We start from the raw sequence: 17,488 nt of genomic DNA on the forward strand, positions 1-17,488 counted from the left end.
TATGCAAACCAATCTGAGCGAAGCGGCGAAAAAGCTGCCGCGCGCCGAAGAAGCCGAAAGCATCCTGCGCTCCTGCGTGCATTGCGGTTTCTGCAATGCCACCTGCCCGACCTACCAGCTGCTCGGCGACGAGCTGGACGGCCCGCGCGGGCGCATCTACCTGATGAAGCAGATGTTCGAAGGCGGCGAGGTGACCGAAAGCACCCAGCTGCACCTGGATCGCTGCCTGACCTGCCGCAACTGCGAGACCACCTGTCCGTCCGGCGTGAAGTACCACAACCTGCTGGACATCGGCCGCGATTTCATCGAGCAGCAGGTGCAGCGCCCGCTGGGCGAGCGAGTCGTGCGCGGGGGCCTGCGCACGGTGATCCCGCGTCCGGGCCTGTTCAAGGCGCTGCTGGGCGCCGGCAATGCGCTGAAGCCGCTAATGCCGGCCTCGCTCAAGGATCACCTGCCGCGCGAAATCCGCCCGGCCAAGCCGCGCCCGCAGGTCATGCACAGCCGTCGCGTGCTGATGCTCGAAGGCTGCGTGCAGCCGAGCCTGTCGCCGAGCACCAACGCCGCTGCCGCGCGGGTGCTCGACCGCCTGGGCATCAGCGTCAGTCCGGCGCGCGAAGCCGGCTGCTGCGGCGCGGTGGATTACCACCTCAATGCCCAGGAGGCCGGCCTGGATCGGGCACGGCGCAACATCGACGCCTGGTGGCCGGCCATCGAGGCCGGTGCCGAAGCCATCGTGCAGACCGCCAGCGGCTGCGGTGCCTTCGTCAAGGAATACGGTCATCTGCTCAAGGATGACCCGGCCTACGCCGCCAAGGCCGCGCGGGTCAGCGAGTTGGCCAAGGACCTGGTCGAGGTGCTGCGCAGCGCCGAGCTGGAAAAACTGGACGTGCGCGCCGACAAGCGCATGGCCTTTCATTGCCCGTGCACCCTGCAGCACGCACAGAAGCTCGGCGGCGCGGTCGAAGACGTGCTCACCCGTCTGGGCTATCAGCTCACCGCGGTGCCGGATGCGCACCTGTGCTGCGGCTCGGCCGGCAGCTATTCGATCACCCAGCCGGAGATTTCCCACCAGCTGCGCGACAACAAGCTCAACGCACTGGAGAGCGGCAAGCCGGAAGTGATCGTCACCGCCAACATCGGCTGCCAGACCCACCTCGATGGCGCCGGCCGCACGCCGGTCAAGCACTGGATCGAAGTGGTCGAGGAATCGATGCAGTAGCAATGCCTCATGGTTCGGTCGCCCAGTCAGGGCGGCCAGCGAACAACCGAAATACGAAGACAGGAGAATCGAGATGAAAAGCAAAGCCGTACTGAGCCAGACCGAAGTCGCCACCATCCTCGCCGCCGCCCGTGCCGAAGCGCAGGCCAACGGCTGGGCCGTGACCATCGTCGTCGCCGATGACGGCGGCCATCCGCTGGCGCTGGAGCGTCTGGACGGCTGTGCGCCGATCGCCTCCTACATCGCCACCGAGAAGGCCCGCAGCTCGGCGCTCGGCCGTCGCGAAACCAAGGGCTATGAAGACATGGTCAACGGTGGCCGCAGCGCCTTCCTCTCCGCGCCGGTGGTCTGCTCGCTGGAAGGCGGCGTGCCGGTGGTGGTCGACGGCCAGGTGATCGGCGCGGTCGGTGTGTCCGGCGTGACCGCCACGCAGGACGCCCAGATCGCCAAGGCCGGCGTCGCCGCTCTGGCCAACTGAACAGACAAGGAGAACGACAGATGACCGAGCGTGTAACCCTGGGCCGCCTGCAAGTCGCGGCCAATCTGCAGCGTTTCATCGAAGACGACGTCCTGCCGGGCACCGGTATCGAAGCTGCCACCTTCTGGCAGGGCCTGGACGCCCTGGTCCATGACCTGGCGCCGAAGAACCGTGAGCTTCTTGCCGAGCGCGACCGCATGCAGGTCGAGCTGGACAGCTGGCACAAGGCCAACTCAGGCCCGATCAAGGACATGGCGGCCTACCGCGCGTTCCTCGAATCCATCGGCTACCTGCTGCCGGTGCCGGGCGAGGTGAAGATCGAAACCGCCAACGTCGACAGCGAGATCGCCACCCAGGCCGGCCCGCAGCTGGTGGTGCCGATCATGAACGCGCGCTATGCGCTGAACGCCGCGAACGCCCGTTGGGGCTCGCTGTACGACGCGCTCTACGGCACCGACGCCATCTCCGAAGAGGGCGGCGCGCAGAAGGGCCCGGGCTACAACGAAGTCCGTGGCACCAAGGTCATCGCCTACGCGCGCAACTTCCTCGATCAGGCCGCGCCGCTGGCCGAAGGCAGCCACGCCGACGCTACCGCCTACCGCGTGCAGGACGGCCAGCTGAAGGTCACCCTGGAGAACGGCAGCGTCACCGGGCTCCAACAGCCGGAGAAGTTCGTCGGCTTCCAGGGTGAAGCGGTCGAGCCGAAGGCCGTGCTGCTGAAAAACAATGGCCTGCATGTCGAGATCCAGTTCGATCCGAACAGCCCGATCGGCCAGACCGATGCTGCCGGCGTGAAGGACCTGCTGGTCGAATCCGCCGTTTCCACCATCCTCGACTGCGAAGACTCGGTCGCCGCGGTGGATGCCGACGACAAGGTGCTGGCCTACCGCAACTGGCTGGGCATCGTGCAGGGCACCCTCAGCGAGGAAGTTGCCAAGGGCAGCTCGAGCTTCGTCCGCCGCCTGAACCCGGACCGCGAGTACAGCGCGCCCAACGGTGGTGAGCTGAAATTGCACGGTCGCTCGCTGCTCTTCATCCGCAACGTCGGTCACCTGATGACCAACCCGGCGATCCTGCTGGAAGACGGCCGCGAGATTCCCGAAGGCATCATGGACGGCGTGTTCACCAGCCTGATCGCCAAGCATGACCTCAAGCGCAAGGGCAACTCGCGCACCGGCAGCGTCTACATCGTCAAGCCGAAGATGCACGGGCCGAAGGAAGTCGCCTTCGCCGACGAGCTGTTCGGTCGCGTCGAGGACCTGATCGGTGTGCCTCGCTATACCCTGAAAATGGGCATCATGGACGAGGAGCGCCGTACCAGCGCCAACCTCAAGGCCTGCATCGCGGCCGCCAAGCACCGCGTGGCCTTCATCAATACCGGCTTCCTCGACCGTACCGGCGACGAGATGCACACCTGCATGGAAGCCGGCCCTGTGCTGCGTAAGGGCGACATGAAGTCCACTCCGTGGATCCAGTCCTACGAGCGCAACAACGTGCTGGTCGGCCTGGCCTGCGGCCTGCGCGGCAAGGCGCAGATCGGCAAGGGCATGTGGGCCATGCCGGACCTGATGGCGGCCATGCTCGAGCAGAAGATCGGCCATCCGAAATCCGGTGCCAACACCGCCTGGGTGCCGTCGCCGACCGGCGCCACCCTGCATGCGCTGCACTATCACCAGGTGAACGTGCAGACCGTGCAGAGCGAGCTGGAAAAGGTCGATCTGGCCGCCGAGCGCGATCAACTGCTCAACGACCTGCTGACCATCCCGGTGGTCGCCGAGGACAAGTGGAGCGCCGAGGAGAAGCAGCAGGAGCTGGACAACAACTGCCAGGGCATCCTCGGCTACGTGGTGCGCTGGGTCGAGCAGGGCGTCGGCTGCTCCAAGGTGCCGGACATCCACAACGTCGGCCTGATGGAAGATCGCGCCACCCTGCGTATCTCCAGCCAGCACGTGGCCAATTGGCTGCACCATGGCGTGGTGACTCGCGAGCAGGTGCAGGAAACCCTGGAACGTATGGCCAAGGTGGTCGACCAGCAGAATGCCGGCGATCCGCTCTATCGCGCCATGTCCGCCGACTACACTCAGTCGGCGGCCTTCCAGGCGGCCTGTGATCTGGTGTTCAAGGGACGCGAGCAGCCGGCCGGCTACACCGAGCCTCTGCTGCACGCCTGGCGCCAGCGTTACAAGGCCAGCCAGGCCTGACCGGCTAGGAGGCCGCGTGCTGCCAGAGGCTTGGCGCATGCGGTGCTGGGCAACAGCCCCAGACGCCCCACGGCGTCCGGGGCTTTCGAGCATTGGCGTCGAGGTTACGGCCTCGGCGCCGCGAGACGCACCGCGTGGGGGCGTTTCATGCGAAGCACCGGGCACGCCCGGACACATTAGAAGCGGTTCACAACAAAAACACAGGGACCCAACAAATGAGTCAAACACTACTGTCCATCTTGGCCTTCGTGCCGCTGGTGCTGGCGGGTGTGCTGCTGATCGGCTTTCGCTGGCCGGCCAAGTACGCCATGCCGCTGGTATTCGTCCTCACTGCGCTGATCGGTCTGCTGGCCTGGGACATGACCCTCAACCGGGTCATCGCCTCGACCTTGCAGGGCCTGATCCTTACCGCGGCGATCCTCTGGATCATCTTCGGTGCGATTCTGCTGCTCAACACGTTGAAACACTCCGGGGGAATCAGTTCGATTCGGCGCGGCTTCTCCAACGTCAGCCCTGACCGTCGGGTCCAGGTGCTGATCGTCGCCTGGCTGTTCGGCTGCTTCATCGAGGGGGCCTCGGGCTTCGGTACCCCGGCCGCGGTGGCGGCGCCGCTGATGGTCGCGCTGGGCTTCCCGGCGCTGGCGGCAGTGGTCATGGGGATGATGGTGCAGTCCACGCCGGTGTCCTTCGGCGCGGTGGGCACGCCGATTCTGGTCGGCGTCGGTGCGGGGCTGGACAAGACCGGTATCAGCGAGCAGCTGGCAGCGGTGGGCAGTAACTGGGAGGTGTTCTTCCACCTGATCTTCTCGCGCGTCGCCATCATCCATGCGCTGTGCGGGATTCTCATGCCGCTGATCATGATCAGCATCATGACCCGCTACTTCGGTCGCAACAAATCCTGGACCGAAGGTCTGGCGATTGCGCCGTTCGCGGTGTTCACCGGTCTGGCCTTCGTCATTCCGTATGCCGCGGCGGGTGTGTTCCTCGGTCCGGAATTCCCGTCGATGATCGGTGCGCTGGTCGGTCTGGCCATCGTCGTGCCGGCGGCCAAGGCCGGTTTCCTGCTGCCCAAGGACAGCTGGGATTTCGCCCCGGCGAGCGAGTGGCCATCCGAGTGGATGGGCAAGATCGAGATGAAGATCGAGGACGTCGCCGGCAAGACGCCGATTTCGGTGCCGATGGCCTGGGCGCCGTATCTGATCCTCGCAGCACTGCTGGTGGCGTCGCGGGTATTCCCGGACTTCAAGGCGCTGCTGATGTCGTTCACCTTCGGCTGGAAGGACATCCTTGGTGAGACCGGTGTGTCCGGTACGCTGGAGCCGCTGTATCTGCCGGGTGGCATTCTCTGCATCGTGGTGCTGATCACCTTCTTCCTGCATCGGATGAAGGCCGGCGAGCTGGGCGCGGCGATTTCCGAGTCGAGCAAGACCCTGCTTGGCGCGGGCTTCGTGCTGATCTTCACCATTCCGATGGTGCGGATCCTGATCAACTCCGGCGTCAATGGCTCCGATCTGGTGTCCATGCCGGTGGCCATGGCGCAGCTGGTGGCCAACAGCGTCGGCTCGGTCTATCCATTCTTCGCTCCGGCAGTCGGTGCGCTGGGCGCCTTCATCGCCGGTTCCAACACCGTGTCCAACCTGATGCTGTCGCAGTTCCAGTTCAACACCGCTGGCCTGCTCGGCCTGTCCGGTGCACTGATGGTGGCGCTGCAGTCGGTGGGTGCGGCGGCGGGCAACATGATCGCCATTCACAACGTGGTGGCGGCCTCGGCGACCGTCGGCCTGCTCGGTCGCGAAGGGATCACCCTGCGCAAGACCATGCTGCCGACCCTGTACTACCTCATCCTGGCCGGCACCATCGGCCTGATCGGGTTCTACCTGATGGGCATCAGCGATCCGCTGGCAGGTACCGCAGGCTAAGCCTGGCGGTATCGCGACGGGCGGCCCAGGCCGCCCGTTTTCATTTGTGGGATTGGTGCGGCGCGCTGTTCTGGTATAGCGTGCGTCGCAGTCGAAAGAGCATCGAGGTTACCCATGAAGAAATGGCAATGTGTGGTGTGCGGCTACATCTATGACGAAGCGCTGGGCGTGCCGGAAGAAGGCATCGCGCCCGGGACGGCCTGGGAAGACGTGCCGGAAGACTGGGTTTGCCCGGACTGCGGTGTCGGCAAGATGGACTTCGAAATGATCGCCATCGGCTGAAAACCGTATCGCCAACCACCCATACGAGGACATGACGTGAGCGCACCTGTAGTCATCATCGGTACCGGCCTGGCCGGCTACAATCTGGCCCGTGAAATCCGCAAGCTGGACACGCAGACGCCGCTGTTGCTGATTACCGCCGATGACGGGCGCTCCTATTCCAAACCGCTGCTGTCCACCGGTTTCGCCGCCAACAAGAACGCCGAGAGCCTGGGCATGGCCACCGCCGGTGCCATGGCCGAGCAGCTGAACGCCGAGATTCGCATCCATACCCGCGTCACCCGCCTCGATCCGGCGAATCGGCGCGTGTGGATCGGCAATGAGCCGGTCTCATATCGCGATCTGATACTGGCCTGGGGCGCGCAGACGATCCAGGTGCCGGTCGCAGGCGATGCCGCCGACGCGGTATTCCCGATCAACGACCTGCACGATTACGGGCGCTTCCGCGCCGCCGTCGCCGGCAAGCGCCGCGTGCTGATCCTCGGTGTCGGGCTGATCGGCTGCGAGTTCGCCAACGACCTGCTGCTGGGCGGCCACGAGGTCGATCTGGTCGCGCCGAGCGAGCAGGTCATGCCCGGCCTGCTACCGCTGCAGGCGGCCCAGGCGGTAAGGCGTGGCCTGGAGGGCATCGGCGCGCGCTTCCACCTGGGCGCAACGTTGCAGCGCCTCGAACGCAGTGACGACGGCCTGCAGGCGCAGCTTTCCGATGGCAATCGGCTGGCCTGCGATCTGGTGGTCAGCGCCGTTGGCCTGCGCCCGCGCACCGAGCTGGCTGCCGAGGCGGGGCTTGAGGTCAAGCGCGGCATCGTCGTTGATCGCCTGCTGCAGACCTCGGCGGCCCACGTCTACGCCCTCGGCGATTGCGCGGAAGTGGAGGGGTTGAACCTGCTCTACGTGATGCCGCTGATGGCCGGTGCGCGGGCCCTGGCTAAAACGCTGTTTGGCAATCCTACCTTTGTCAGTTATGGCCCCATGCCGGTCACCGTAAAGACCCCGGCATGCCCGGTGGTGGTCTCACTGCCCGCTGCCGGTAGCGCAGGCGAGTGGACCGTCGAGGCCCAGGGGAATGATGTGAAAGCGCTCTATCTCGGTGCCTCCGGGCAGCTGCTCGGCTACGCCTTGACCGGCGCGGCGGTGCAGGAGCGGCTGGGGCTGAACAAGCAGCTGCCGCCGGTGCTGGCGGAACTACCGCAAATGCTGTCGCTAAAGTCCCCCGGCTGAGCTGGCGAGCCGCCTACAGGGACTGGCGCAGGTGCTAGCGCCGTGCCATTCTCCATGGGTCTGCCCCAGCCTAGAGCTGTTGCAGCGCCTTTAGCGCTGTTCTTGTGAACAGTACGGACACAACAACAAAAACGTCTCAGAGGCTCCCAATGCGTAAACCGGAACTCGCCGCAGCCATTGCCGAGAAGGCCGATCTGTCCAAGGACCAGGCCAATCGCGTACTCAACGCCGTGCTGGATGAAATCACCAACGCGCTGAACCGCAAGGACAGCGTGACCCTGGTTGGTTTCGGCACCTTCGTTCAGCGCCACCGTGGTGCCCGCACCGGGAAAAACCCGCAGACCGGGCAACCGGTAACCATCAAGGCCAGCAATACCGTCGCGTTCAAACCGGGCAAGATGCTCAAAGACGCCGTCAACTGACGCTGCGCCGACCCGGAGCCGATCGGCTCCGGGTAAACCTGACCAGCCGGTCCGCCCCAGACCCGTTCGTACCCGTCCTTCCCCCCGCCGATCAAGCCACTACAATGCGGCCTTCCTCTCGTACCGGTCGGGACTACACGTCATGAAATTCCGCTTTCTGCTTTGGATGCTGGGCCGCCTGATGGCCAAGGCCAGCCGCACCAATCCCGAGTTCCAGCAGCAGCTGGGCGACAAGGACCTGAGCTTCCAGCTGCACACTCTGGACGGCAAGGTCGCCCGGCATTTCGTGGTGAAGAACCAGCGCGTCACCAGCAAGCGCGGTCCTGCGAGCGAGCCGGCTTTCTCCCTGGGGTTCAAAAATGCCGCCTATGGCTTCGCTACCATGACGGCGAAGAACAAGCAGCTGGCGTTCATGCAGGGAATTCAGAACAAGGACATCCAGATCCAGGGGAATCCGGCTCTGGTGATGTGGTTTCAGGGATTGATGAAGTATCTGAAGCCTCGTAAGAAGAAGTGACCCTGCCGCGTCACCTTCTCATGTCCGGCCAAGAACCGTAGGTGGAAAACCGCGTAGGGCGTCCATGCCTGAGCGGATCAGCTTTGACTTGGTCGTCACTCAGATTTAAGTTCGCTGAATGCATGAGTTGACTTGTGGTGTGGATTGAATCCTGACATTGGCTAGTATTTTTACGGGTTTGCGTGGCATTGTGTCGACTTAATTGTTGAGCGAGTTGGAGATTTTCAACATGCCGAATTTCACTCATCACGACTTGGCTCTCCTCAATCCAGCCTTCGATTCACCACTTGTCGATGTCTTGAATGAGCTGGAGCACCTACGACGCTACAGGCTGGCGGGGACGACTCCAGCAAGCCTTTTCTTCCAGCTCAAGAACGTTTTCCATATCCTGGAAAGCCTCGGATCTGCCCGCATTGAAGGCAACCACACAACCCTCGCTGATTATGTGGAAAGCAAGATGGAGGGAGATGACACGGCTACCGACCAACTGCGCGAAATCTCCAACATCGAGAGAGCCATGAGCTTCATCGAGCAGCATTTCAAGGAAGGAGACGACGTCAGCCTACATCTCGTTCGAGAATTGCACGCCATTACTGTAGGGGGGCTCGACAGAGAGGGAGACCGGACTCCCGGTCAGCTCAGGACGACCCAGGTTCGCATTGCGCAATCGGAGCACCTCCCGCCGGACGCCGTGCAAGTTGGTGGGTACATGGATGAGTTGGTGGCGTTCATCAATGCGCACGATCCGCAGAAGTACCACCTTATGAAAGTGGCGCTCGCGCACCACCGATTCGGATGGATTCACCCGTTCACCAATGGCAATGGGCGGGTGGTTCGTTTGTTGACGTACCTGATGCTCATCAAGTATGGATTCGATGTCTCCGCCGGCGGTCGACTGCTGAACCCCACTGCAGTGTTCTGCAATGATCGTGAGCGTTACTACGAGATGCTGGGCGAGGCTGATCGCGGTACACAGCAAGGCCTGGAACGGTGGTGTATCTACGTACTCCAAGGCATCCTCACAGAGCTGAGCAAGGTCGATCGGCTGTGCGACTATGGCTACCTTAAAGCCAGAATCCTGCAGCCGGCACTCGCCTTCTCTCGCGAGAGAGAACACATCACCGGCCAGGAGCACTCAATTCTTCGTCGACTTCTGGACACTGACAGCGGCGTGGCGAAGTCTGGAGACCTAGCGGATGCGATGCCGGACCTGAACGGGCCGCAGCGGACCTATCAAATCAAGAAACTGGTGGACAGACGAATGCTGGTCCCGATCCAGCCCAACTCCCGTCAGTACACACTGGGCTTCACGAACAACTACCTGCTTCGGGGCGTCATTCGTACGTTGACGGCCGAAGGCTTTATTCCTGAGCCTGTCGTAGCGGCACGGCCATAAGTGGCTGCCTATTAAGGTTAGCTGCCTGGTTCTCTTGGGGCGGCGATGAGTTCGTTAGGAGCTTGCCCACTCCCGCCAATCCCTCGCTTCCTCCTTCAACCAATCCCGAAATGCCACCAATCCTGCCGACTCCACCTTGCGCTCCGGAATCATCAGGTAGTACGCCCGCGTCTCGCTGCGATAGGCGTGCGGATGCGCCAGCACCAGCCGTCCCTCGGCCAGTTCCCGCTGGATCAGGAACGGCGGGATCAGCGCCACCCCCATGCCATGCTCGGCCGCCTGCGCCAGCATGGAGAACAGCTCCAGCCGCGGACCGGTCATGTCGCGGGCGACTTTCAACCCCAACGAATCGAACCACTGGCGCCAGGCATAGGGTCGGGTGGTCTGCTGCAGCAGCGGCATTTCGGCCAGGGCCTGAGTCGTGAACGGCTGACCGTCGCACAGCAGGGCCGAACTGCAGACTGGCTGCAGGTCCTCGGGCATCAGGTAGTGCGCCTCGGTACCGGACCAGTCGGCATCGCCGAAGTAGATGGCAGCATCGAACTCGGTATCGGCAAAGAGAAAGGGCCGGGTGCGGTTGGTCAGGTTCACCGTGATCTCCGGGTGCAGCGCCTGGAAATGCCTGAGGCGCGGCACCAGCCATTGGGTGCCGAAGGTCGGCACCACGGCCAGCTCAAGGCTCATCGCGCCCTGCTGGCCCATCACCGACAGCGTGTCGCGTTCCACCGCGTCCAGCTGCGCGGCGATGCGGCGGGCGTAGGACTGGCCGGCGGCGGTCAGCTTTACGCCGCGTCGCGAACGGCGGAACAGCGCCAGGCCGAGGAATTCCTCCAGCCCACCGATCTGTCGGCAGATTGCGCTCTGGGTCAGCGCCAGCTCGTCGGCCGCGCGGGTGAAGCTCTCGTGACGGGCGGCGGCCTCGAAGGCGATCAGCGCGGCGGTGCTGGGAATCTTGCGACGCATTATGCAAAGACCTCATGGGATAAGCCTGCTAATGGACGCAGAGCTTATCTCGGAGTGAGGGAAACGCACAGTTCGGTGCGAAATCCTCGTTTGCGACGCGCCATCGCGGCGCCTAGGATCAGCTCATCCCGCCCGCGTCACCGCGGCGCCGAAGACAACAAGAGGAGCCCCGAATGGCCGGCAAAGCAAGCTTCAACTGGATCGACCCGCTGCTGCTCGATCAGCAGCTGACCGAAGAAGAGCGCATGGTGCGCGACAGCGCCGCGCAATTCGCCGCGGACAAGCTGGCGCCGCGGGTGCTGGAAGCTTTCCGCCATGAACAGACCGATCCGGAGATCTTCCGCGAGATGGGCGAAACCGGCCTGCTCGGCGCGACCATTCCCGAAGCTTATGGCGGCAGCGGCCTGAACTACGTGTGCTACGGCCTGATCGCCCGCGAGGTCGAGCGCATCGATTCGGGCTACCGCTCGATGATGAGTGTGCAGTCCTCGCTGGTTATGGTGCCGATCTTCGAGTTCGGCAACGAGACGACCAGACAGAAGTACCTGCCCAAGCTCGCCAGTGGCGAATACATCGGCTGCTTCGGCCTGACCGAACCGAACCATGGCTCAGACCCGGGCAGCATGGTCACCCGGGCGAAGAAGGTCGACGGCGGCTATCGCCTGTCCGGCAGCAAGATGTGGATCACCAACAGCCCGATCGCCGATGTTTTCGTGGTCTGGGCCAAGGATGACGCCGGCGAAATCCGCGGCTTCGTGCTGGAGAAGGGCTGGGAAGGGCTGTCCGCCCCGACGATCCACGGCAAGGTTGGCCTGCGCGCCTCGATTACCGGCGAGATCGTCATGGACAACGTGTTCTGCCCGGAAGAGAACGCCTTCCCCGATGTGCGCGGGCTGAAGGGGCCGTTCACCTGCCTGAACAGTGCTCGCTACGGCATCAGCTGGGGCGCACTCGGCGCCGCCGAGTTCTGCTGGCACACCGCGCGCCAGTACGTGCTCGACCGCCAGCAGTTCGGCCGGCCGCTGGCCGCCAACCAGCTGATCCAGAAGAAGCTGGCCGACATGCAGACCGAGATCACCCTGGGGCTGCAGGGCTGCCTGCGCCTCGGCCGGATGAAAGACGATGGCAGCGCCGCGGTGGAAATCACCTCGATCATGAAGCGCAACAGCTGCGGCAAGGCGCTGGACGTGGCGCGCATGGCGCGCGACATGATGGGCGGCAACGGCATCAGCGACGAGTTCGGCGTGGCCCGGCACCTGGTCAACCTGGAGGTGGTGAACACCTACGAGGGCACCCACGATGTGCACGCGCTGATCCTCGGTCGCGCGCAGACCGGCATTCAGGCGTTCTTCTGAAACTGCTCCCCTCTCCCTCTGGGAGAGGGGCTGGGGGTGAGGGTGCTTGGCACTGCTAATGGTTCCCTCACCCAGGCCCTCTCCTACCGGGCGAGGGTGCTTTCACCTTCCAATAGCCTGTGAGGTTTTCCATGCCCGGCGCCCTGTCCCATATCCGCGTGCTCGACCTGTCCCGCGTGCTCGCCGGACCCTGGTGCGGGCAGATTCTCGGTGATCTCGGCGCCGAGGTGATCAAGGTCGAGCGCCCCGGCACTGGCGACGACACCCGTCACTGGGGCCCGCCCTATCTCCAGGATCAGCACGGCGAGAACACCTCGGAGGCGGCTTATTACCTGACCGCCAACCGCAACAAGCAGTCGCTGACCGTCGACTTCACCCGGCCCGAGGGTCAGCGCATCATCCGCGAGCTGGTGACGCAGTGCGATGTGCTGCTGGAAAACTTCAAGGTCGGCGGGCTCGCCGCCTACGGGCTGGATTATGAAAGCCTGAAGGCGATCAATCCGCGGCTGGTCTATTGCTCGATCACCGGTTTTGGCCAGGACGGGCCTTACGCCACACGTGCTGGCTACGACTTCATGATCCAGGGCCTAGGCGGGCTGATGAGCCTGACCGGCCGCAGCGATGCGGAGGAGGGCGCCGGGCCGGTGAAGGTCGGCGTGGCGCTGACCGATATCCTCACCGGCCTGTACGCCACCGTTGGCGTGCTCGCTGCGCTGGCACATCGCGAACGCAGCGGCGAGGGCCAGCATATCGACACGGCGCTACTCGACGTGCAGGTCGCCTGCCTCGGCAACCAGGCGCTCAACTACCTCACCACCGGCGTGGCGCCTAGGCGCATGGGCAATGCCCATCCGAACATCGTGCCCTATCAGGATTTCCCCACCGCCGATGGCGATATCATCCTCACCGTCGGCAATGACGGTCAGTTCCGCAAGTTCTGCGAGGTCGCCGGGCGGCCGGAGTGGGCGGACGATCCGCGCTTCGCCAGCAATCGCGCGCGGGTCGCCCATCGCGCCGAACTGATTCCGCTGATTCGTCAGGTCACGGTGTTCCGCACTACGGCCGAATGGGTCAGTGCGCTGGAGCAGGCCGGCGTGCCTTGCGGGCCGATCAACGACCTGGCCCAGGTGTTCAGCGACCCGCAGGTGCAGCACCGCGGGCTGAACGTCGAGATGCCGCACCCGCTGGCCGGCCACGTGCCGCAGGTGGCCAGCCCGCTGCGGCTGTCCGCTTCACCCGTGGATTACCGCATGCCGCCGCCACTGCTCGGCGAACACAGCGAGGCGCTGTTGCAGCGCCTGCTGGGCATGAATGACGAGCAGATTGCTGGCCTGCGCGCGGCCGGCGTCATCTAGCTCAGAAACCTTCCAGCACGATCTTGCCCTTGGCCTTGCCGCTTTCCAGCAGGGCATGGGCACGGCGCAGGTTGGCCGCGTTGATGGTGCCGAAGTGCTCGCCGAGGGTGGTGCGCAGCACGCCCTGATCGACCAGCTGGCTGACGCGCTGCAGCAGGTGGTGCTGCTCGACCATGTCCGGCGTCTCGAACAGTGAGCGGGTGAACATCAGTTCCCAGTGCAGGGACAGGCTCTTGCGCTTGAGCTTCATCACGTCCAGCGGTTGGGCCGGATCGTCGATCAGTGCCAGGCGGCCCTGCGGCGTCAGCGCCTCGACCAGCTGATCGAAGTGCTGATCGGTCTGGGTCAGGCTGGCGACATGGCTGACGCTGGCGAAACCGGCGCGCTGCAGCTCGGCGTACAACGGCTGACTATGGTCGATGACATGGTGCGCGCCGAGTTCACGCGCCCAGGCCTGGGTTTCCGGACGTGAGGCGGTGGCGATCACGCTGACCTCGGTGAGCTGACGGGCCAGCTGCAGCATGATCGAACCGACGCCGCCGGCGGCTCCGACGATCAGCAGCTGCTGCCCGGCGCCATGGCCCTCCACCAGTTGCAGGCGTTCGAACAGCAGCTCCCAGGCGGTGATGGCGGTCAGCGGCAGCGCGGCGGCCTCGGCGAAGCTCAGGCTCTGCGGCTTTCGTCCGACGATGCGCTCGTCCACCAGATGGCGTTCACTGTTGCCGCCCGCGCGGGCGATGGAGCCGGCGTAGAACACCTCGTCGCCGACCTTGAACAGGCTGACTTCGCTGCCCACCCCGACCACCACGCCGGCGACGTCCCAGCCCAGCACCTTCGGCTGACCGGCCTCGGGCTGGGTGTTGCGGCGTACCTTGGTGTCTACCGGGTTGACCGAGATGGCGCGCACCTCCACCAGCAGGTCTCGCGGGCCGGGCAGCGGCTCTGGTAGCTCCACGTCCTGCAGGGCACGGGGATCGTCGATGGCGAGGGATTCGAAATAGGCGACCGCTTTCATGCTGATGCTCCATTGGGTTCGGTTGAGTGCGGGCATGGTCGTTTATTTGACTCGGCGGAAAAACGGGGCGATAAGCGAGGCTCTTTCAACAGGATTTTGAAAATGCTGCGTATCGACGACCTGCAGCTGTTCGTCCGTACCGCCGACAGCGGCAGCCTTTCCGCGGCCGCGCGCGGGCTCGACGTGTCGCCCGCAGTGGCCAGTGCGGCCTTGAAGCGCCTGGAAGCGAGCCTGAGTGTGCGGCTGTTCGTGCGCTCCACCCGCAGCCTGCGTCTGACCGCCGAGGGCGAGGCTTATCTGCTACATGCCCGGGCGGCACTGGCCAGCCTGGACGAGGGGGCACAGGCGCTCGCTGGTGGTCGCGAGGCGATCAGTGGTGTGCTGCAGCTGTCGGCGCCGTCCGACTTCGGGCGCAACGTGCTGCTGCCGTGGCTCGACGAATTCCAGGCGAGTCATCCGCAGTTGCAGGTGCGCCTGCTGCTGGGCGACGGGCTGACCGATCTGTTCCGTCAGCCGGTGGACATCGTCCTGCGCTATGGCGCGCCGGAGGATTCCAGCCTCGTCGCGCTGCCGGTCGCTGGCGAGAACCGCCGGGTGCTGTGCGCTTCGCCTGCCTACCTGCAACGGCACGGCGCGCCACGACGGCTGGACGAGCTGGCGGCGCACAACTGCCTGCGCTTCATGCTCGCCGGGCGCGTGCATGACCGCTGGTGCTTTCAGGAAGGACGACGGGCGGTCACCGTGCAGGTCAGGGGTGACCGGGTCAGTGACGATGCCGACGTGGTGCGTCGCTGGGCGCTGGCCGGCAGCGGGCTGGCCTACAAGTCCTGGCTGGACATTGCCGACGACGTGGCCGCGGGCCGTCTACAGGTGCTGTTGCCGGACTGTCTTGGCGAGGCGGCGCCACTCAGCCTGCTCTGCGCCCATCGCGCGCAGTTGAGCAAGCCGGTGCGGCTGCTGCATGGACATCTGCAGACACGTTGCAAGGCGCTGTTGGCGCGCGCCCCCTGGCATCTCATTTAGACCCGTTATCCGTGCTTGAGCTGTGAGCTTTTTGTTCGCGCCTGAACTCTTATGGCGTTTGGCTATTCTTATCTGAGTACTGGTTAACAGAATGGACAAGCGCATCATGCATACGCAGCGTTTTCGCTACACCTGGCAACTGACGGTTGTCGTCCTCCTGTCCTGGCTTCTGGCCGGCTGCGGGGTCAATAACATCCCAACCTATGACGAGCAGGTGAAGGCCGCCTGGTCGCAGGTGGAGAACCAGTACCAGCGCCGTGCCGACCTGATTCCCAACCTGGTCGAGACGGTCAAGGGGTTCGCCCGTCAGGAGCAGGAAACCCTCACCGCGGTGGTGGAAGCGCGGGCCAAGGCCACGTCGATTCAGGTCGATGCCAGCACCCTGGATGATCCGCAGAAGCTGCAGCAGTTCCAGCAGGCGCAGAACCAGCTGACCGGCGCCCTGAGCCGGCTGATGGCGGTATCCGAGCGCTATCCGGATCTGAAATCCAATCAGAACTTCCTTGCCCTGCAATCGCAGCTCGAAGGCACCGAGAACCGCATCGCGGTGGCACGTCGCGACTTCATCGCCGCGGTCGAGCGCTACAACACCGAGATTCGAACCTTCCCCGGTCGTATCTGGCACACCCTGATGTACAGCGACATGCCGATTCGCGAGAACTTCGAGGCTACCGCCGAGAATGCCGAGCAAGCGCCACAAGTGCAGTTTCAATGACCTCCAGGTTTCCGCTACTGCTGATCCTGCTGCTCTGGGCCGGTAGCCTCGCCGCCCAGGAAGCCGAGGTCCCGGAGCTGACCGGGCGCGTGGTCGATCGTGCCGAGCTGCTCGACACCCAGGCCGAGGCGCGGCTGACCAGCATGCTGGCCGGCCACGAGCAGGCGACCGGTGAGCAGGTTGTCGTTGTCACGGTGCCGGACCTGGGCGGGCGCAGCATCGAGGAATTCGGTCTGGAGCTTGGCCGTACCTGGGGCATCGGCCAGAAGGGCGAGGACAACGGTGCGCTGCTGATCGTCGCGCGCGATGATCGCAAGATTCGCATCGAGGTCGGCTACGGTCTGGAAGGCCGGCTCACCGACGCGCAGTCCTCGGTCATCATCAACCGGATCATCGCGCCGGCATTCCAGCGCGGCGACTTCACGGCCGGCATCACCGAAGGTGCGGAGGCGATCGTCACCGTGCTTGGCGGCGACCCGCTGCCGGCCGAGCTGCGCCCGGTGATGCCGATGGTGCAGGAGCAACCCGGCGGCCTCGGGATTCTCGGTTTCTTCCTCATGCTGGTAGCAATCTTCGTCATCGGCGGCGGGCGCGGTGGCGGCGGTGGCGGTCGTCGTGCCTTGCTGCTGGGCGCGTTGCTTGGCGGTATGGGGCGGGGCGGCGGCGGTGGTTTCGGCGGCGGTGGCTTCGGTGGGGGCGGCGGCGGTTTCGGCGGCGGTGGCGCTTCCGGCGGCTGGTAAATCAATGATGGATAGACGATGACCTTACTGAGCGAAAGCGAACTGCAACAGGTAGCCGAGGCGATCGAGCGCGTCGAGCGCAGCACCGATGCCGAGCTGGTCACGGTGCTGGCCGCGCAGGCCGACGACTACCACTACATCCCGCTGCTATGGGCCGGCCTGATCGCGCTGCTGCTACCCGGAGCGCTGCTGTTCTTCAGTGGCTGGCTTGACGCATGGCAGCTGCTGTTGGTGCAGTGGGCGACCTTTATCGTGCTCGCGGTGCTGTTCCGCATGCCGGCGCTGACCAGCCATCTAATCCCGCGTTCGGTGCGCAACTGGCGCGCCTGCAACCTGGCGCGGCGTCAGTTCATCGAACTCAATCTGCATCACACCGAAGGCGACACCGGCGTGTTGATCTTCGTCTCCGAAGCAGAGCGCTACGTGGAGATTCTGGTCGACCGCGGCATCTCCAGCCGTATCGACAATGCCGCATGGGAGTCTGTCGTCGCCTGCTTCACCGATCGGGTAAAGCAGGGCCAGGTGCTCGAAGGCTTTCTTGGCTGCATCGAGGCCAGTGGAGCGCTGTTGGCGCAGCATGTGCCGAAGACCCACGAACGCAACGAACTGCCGAACCGGCTGGTGGTGTTGCCTTAACTTTCCAGCAGCGATGGCGCCCGTGGGCGCC

17 protein-coding genes are annotated in these 17,488 nt (G+C 64.5%); 15 read left to right on the forward strand and 2 right to left on the reverse strand.

Annotated elements, in window-relative coordinates; genetic code table 11:
• Position 1 precedes the first annotated feature (1 nt).
• From glcF to F753_RS31205, 9 genes are all read left to right on the forward strand, one after another.
• Positions 2–1,219 (forward strand): glycolate oxidase subunit GlcF, encoded by a 1,218-nt coding sequence (gene glcF, locus F753_RS31165; RefSeq protein WP_023444557.1) that lies wholly within the window; start codon positions 2–4, stop codon positions 1,217–1,219.
• Between the two features lie 73 nt (positions 1,220–1,292).
• Entirely contained in the window at positions 1,293–1,697 is a 405-nt protein-coding gene (locus tag F753_RS31170; RefSeq protein ID WP_023444558.1) for a heme-binding protein, read from the forward strand.
• A 20-nt stretch (positions 1,698–1,717) separates the two neighbouring features.
• Positions 1,718–3,898, forward strand: a complete 2,181-nt coding sequence (locus tag F753_RS31175) for a malate synthase G (protein WP_023444559.1) — start codon at positions 1,718–1,720, stop codon at positions 3,896–3,898.
• Positions 3,899–4,113: 215 nt separating this feature from the next.
• Positions 4,114–5,817, forward strand: a complete 1,704-nt coding sequence (locus tag F753_RS31180; RefSeq protein WP_023444560.1) for an L-lactate permease — start codon at positions 4,114–4,116, stop codon at positions 5,815–5,817.
• Between the two features lie 114 nt (positions 5,818–5,931).
• Complete coding sequence (gene rd, locus F753_RS31185) at positions 5,932–6,099, forward strand: rubredoxin (protein ID WP_003283319.1); 168 nt, start codon at positions 5,932–5,934, stop codon at positions 6,097–6,099.
• 36 nt (positions 6,100–6,135) lie between these two features.
• On the forward strand, positions 6,136–7,320 hold the full coding sequence (locus F753_RS31190; protein ID WP_023444561.1) for an NAD(P)/FAD-dependent oxidoreductase: 1,185 nt from the start codon (positions 6,136–6,138) through the stop codon (positions 7,318–7,320).
• A gap of 149 nt (positions 7,321–7,469) precedes the next feature.
• Positions 7,470–7,742, forward strand: coding sequence for an HU family DNA-binding protein (locus tag F753_RS31195; protein WP_003283322.1), 273 nt, complete (start codon positions 7,470–7,472; stop codon positions 7,740–7,742).
• Positions 7,743–7,884: 142 nt separating this feature from the next.
• Positions 7,885–8,259, forward strand: coding sequence for an SCP2 sterol-binding domain-containing protein (locus F753_RS31200; protein ID WP_023444562.1), 375 nt, complete (start codon positions 7,885–7,887; stop codon positions 8,257–8,259).
• A gap of 229 nt (positions 8,260–8,488) precedes the next feature.
• Positions 8,489–9,655, forward strand: coding sequence for a Fic family protein (locus tag F753_RS31205; RefSeq protein ID WP_023444563.1), 1,167 nt, complete (start codon positions 8,489–8,491; stop codon positions 9,653–9,655).
• Between the two features lie 54 nt (positions 9,656–9,709).
• Here the strand turns inward: F753_RS31205 and F753_RS31210 are convergent, their stop codons facing one another.
• Positions 9,710–10,618, reverse strand: coding sequence for a LysR family transcriptional regulator (locus F753_RS31210; protein WP_023444564.1), 909 nt, complete (start codon positions 10,616–10,618; stop codon positions 9,710–9,712).
• A gap of 173 nt (positions 10,619–10,791) precedes the next feature.
• On the opposite strand from F753_RS31210, the gene F753_RS31215 reads away from it, so the two are divergent.
• Positions 10,792–11,973, forward strand: coding sequence for an acyl-CoA dehydrogenase (locus F753_RS31215; RefSeq protein WP_023444565.1), 1,182 nt, complete (start codon positions 10,792–10,794; stop codon positions 11,971–11,973).
• 131 nt (positions 11,974–12,104) lie between these two features.
• A complete protein-coding gene (locus F753_RS31220; RefSeq protein WP_023444566.1) occupies positions 12,105–13,328 on the forward strand; it encodes a CaiB/BaiF CoA transferase family protein in 1,224 nt (407 codons plus the stop codon).
• Between the two features lies 1 nt (position 13,329).
• On the opposite strand, the gene F753_RS31225 is transcribed toward F753_RS31220, so the two are convergent.
• Complete coding sequence (locus tag F753_RS31225) at positions 13,330–14,343, reverse strand: zinc-binding alcohol dehydrogenase family protein (protein WP_023444567.1); 1,014 nt, start codon at positions 14,341–14,343, stop codon at positions 13,330–13,332.
• A 102-nt stretch (positions 14,344–14,445) separates the two neighbouring features.
• Here F753_RS31225 and F753_RS31230 point away from each other — a divergent pair, with 102 nt between their 5' ends.
• From F753_RS31230 to F753_RS31245, 4 genes are all read left to right on the forward strand, one after another.
• Entirely contained in the window at positions 14,446–15,366 is a 921-nt protein-coding gene (locus F753_RS31230; protein ID WP_023444568.1) for a LysR family transcriptional regulator, read from the forward strand.
• A gap of 106 nt (positions 15,367–15,472) precedes the next feature.
• Entirely contained in the window at positions 15,473–16,081 is a 609-nt protein-coding gene (locus tag F753_RS31235; RefSeq protein WP_031297351.1) for a LemA family protein, read from the forward strand.
• The gene (locus F753_RS31240) at positions 16,078–16,821 is read left to right on the forward strand and encodes a TPM domain-containing protein (RefSeq protein ID WP_023444569.1); all 744 of its coding nucleotides are present in this window, start codon (positions 16,078–16,080) and stop codon (positions 16,819–16,821) included. Before F753_RS31235 ends, F753_RS31240 begins: the two co-directional genes overlap by 4 nt.
• Positions 16,822–16,839: 18 nt before the next feature.
• The gene (locus F753_RS31245) at positions 16,840–17,457 is read left to right on the forward strand and encodes a TPM domain-containing protein (protein WP_023444570.1); all 618 of its coding nucleotides are present in this window, start codon (positions 16,840–16,842) and stop codon (positions 17,455–17,457) included.
• The last annotated feature ends 31 nt before the right edge of the window (positions 17,458–17,488 follow it).

Source organism: Stutzerimonas chloritidismutans AW-1 (genome assembly GCF_000495915.1).
Classification (GTDB): Bacteria; Pseudomonadota; Gammaproteobacteria; order Pseudomonadales; family Pseudomonadaceae; genus Stutzerimonas; species Stutzerimonas chloritidismutans.

Excerpts from the sequence above, each read along its gene's own strand:
- F753_RS31240 (WP_023444569.1), top strand. The coding sequence starts at position 16,078 with ATGACCTCCAGGTTTCCGCTACTGCTGATCCTGCTGCTCTGGGCCGGT.
- F753_RS31235 (WP_031297351.1), top strand. The coding sequence starts at position 15,473 with ATGCATACGCAGCGTTTTCGCTACACCTGGCAACTGACGGTTGTCGTC.
- rd (WP_003283319.1), top strand. The coding sequence starts at position 5,932 with ATGAAGAAATGGCAATGTGTGGTGTGCGGCTACATCTATGACGAAGCG.
- F753_RS31180 (WP_023444560.1), top strand. The coding sequence starts at position 4,114 with ATGAGTCAAACACTACTGTCCATCTTGGCCTTCGTGCCGCTGGTGCTG.
- F753_RS31195 (WP_003283322.1), top strand. The coding sequence starts at position 7,470 with ATGCGTAAACCGGAACTCGCCGCAGCCATTGCCGAGAAGGCCGATCTG.
- F753_RS31220 (WP_023444566.1), top strand. The coding sequence starts at position 12,105 with ATGCCCGGCGCCCTGTCCCATATCCGCGTGCTCGACCTGTCCCGCGTG.
- F753_RS31175 (WP_023444559.1), top strand. The coding sequence starts at position 1,718 with ATGACCGAGCGTGTAACCCTGGGCCGCCTGCAAGTCGCGGCCAATCTG.
- glcF (WP_023444557.1), top strand. The coding sequence starts at position 2 with ATGCAAACCAATCTGAGCGAAGCGGCGAAAAAGCTGCCGCGCGCCGAA.
- F753_RS31210 (WP_023444564.1), bottom strand. The coding sequence starts at position 10,618 with ATGCGTCGCAAGATTCCCAGCACCGCCGCGCTGATCGCCTTCGAGGCC.
- F753_RS31205 (WP_023444563.1), top strand. The coding sequence starts at position 8,489 with ATGCCGAATTTCACTCATCACGACTTGGCTCTCCTCAATCCAGCCTTC.
- F753_RS31170 (WP_023444558.1), top strand. The coding sequence starts at position 1,293 with ATGAAAAGCAAAGCCGTACTGAGCCAGACCGAAGTCGCCACCATCCTC.
- F753_RS31225 (WP_023444567.1), bottom strand. The coding sequence starts at position 14,343 with ATGAAAGCGGTCGCCTATTTCGAATCCCTCGCCATCGACGATCCCCGT.
- F753_RS31215 (WP_023444565.1), top strand. The coding sequence starts at position 10,792 with ATGGCCGGCAAAGCAAGCTTCAACTGGATCGACCCGCTGCTGCTCGAT.
- F753_RS31200 (WP_023444562.1), top strand. The coding sequence starts at position 7,885 with ATGAAATTCCGCTTTCTGCTTTGGATGCTGGGCCGCCTGATGGCCAAG.
- F753_RS31230 (WP_023444568.1), top strand. The coding sequence starts at position 14,446 with ATGCTGCGTATCGACGACCTGCAGCTGTTCGTCCGTACCGCCGACAGC.
- F753_RS31245 (WP_023444570.1), top strand. The coding sequence starts at position 16,840 with ATGACCTTACTGAGCGAAAGCGAACTGCAACAGGTAGCCGAGGCGATC.